We start from the raw sequence: 1,083 nt of genomic DNA, 5'->3' as shown, positions 1-1,083 counted from the left end.
GTCCCGCGACGCCCGCGGCGTCGGCGCGCGGTGCCATGCTGGCCGCAGACGTGCCGGCGCCGAGCCGCCGGCGCACGCCGAGCGGTCCGACCCGAGAGAGCAGCCATGAGCCAGCCCACGCCCCCGCCCAGCGAGTCGCAGGGTGACGCCGCCGGCAGCGCCGGCGCGCAGCAGCCCGCGCCGAGCCCCTACGCGCAGGGCACGCCCCAGCAGCAGCCCTACGCGGAGGCCGGCCAGCAGCCGTACCCGGGCGGCTACGGCCAGGCCGGGCAGCCCTACCCGCAGCAGCCGTATCAGCAGCAGCCCTACCAGCAGGGCGCGACCGCGTACGGCGACCAGCCCGGCTACGGCGGCTACCCGCCCGTGCCCACGCGCCCGAACAACACGATGGCCGTGGTCTCGCTGGTCGCCGGCATCTGCGGGCTCACGGTGCTCTTCTTCGTCGGCTCCATCGTCGCCGTCATCACCGGGATGATGGCGAAGAAGGAGATCGCCCGCACGGGCGAGGAGGGCTCGAGCCTCGCCACGTGGGGCGTCATCCTCGGCTGGATCGGCATCGGCCTCGGTGTGCTCATCGGCCTGGCCTTCCTGCTGTTCTGGGGCACGATGTTCGCCGCCATCGGCACGAGCTCCTACAGCTGAGCGGCCGCCGCCTCGCCGTCTGGGCCGCGTTCGCCGCGGTCCACGCCTGGCTCGCCCTCCTGGGCGTCGTCCTCGTGCCGAGCGAGGCCTTCCACGACGTCGACCTCTACCGCTGGTGGATGTACGTCGGCCTGACCGAGGGCCGCTGGCCCGTGCTCGACGAGCCGTCCGTGTACCCCGCGGGTGCCGTGCTGCCCATGCTGCTGCCCGCGCTCGGCGCCACGACCAACCCGGGCTACGCGCTCGGGTGGTGCCTGCTCGTCACCGCGCTCGACGCGGTCGCCGTGGCTGCGCTGCTGCGGCGGGGCCGCGGCGGCCTGCGCGCCGCGTGGTGGTGGATCGCGTTCCTCCTGCTGCTGGGCCCGGTCGCCCTCGGCCGGCTGGACGCCGTCGTCGCCCCGCTCACCCTGCTCGCCCTGCTCCCGATCGCGCCACCCGTCG

General features: G+C 75.3%; 1 protein-coding gene and 1 pseudogene. Both read left to right on the top strand.

The window, feature by feature from the left end:
- The first annotated feature begins 105 nt into the window (after positions 1-105).
- Positions 106-642, top strand: coding sequence for a DUF4190 domain-containing protein (locus ICW40_RS19060; protein WP_221655567.1), 537 nt, complete (start codon positions 106-108; stop codon positions 640-642).
- Positions 643-716: 74 nt separating this feature from the next.
- Positions 717-1,083, top strand: a pseudogene (locus ICW40_RS19055) (glycosyltransferase 87 family protein); the annotation flags it as partial.

Source organism: Actinotalea ferrariae (genome assembly GCF_019733465.1).
Taxonomy (GTDB): domain Bacteria; phylum Actinomycetota; class Actinomycetes; order Actinomycetales; family Cellulomonadaceae; genus Actinotalea; species Actinotalea ferrariae_A.
Note: the sequence above shows the minus strand (reverse complement) of the source record. Positions and strands in the feature narration are given on the sequence as shown.

Coding starts and splice junctions, on each gene's coding strand:
- ICW40_RS19060 (WP_221655567.1), top strand. CDS start 106: ATGAGCCAGCCCACGCCCCCGCCCAGCGAGTCGCAGGGTGACGCCGCC.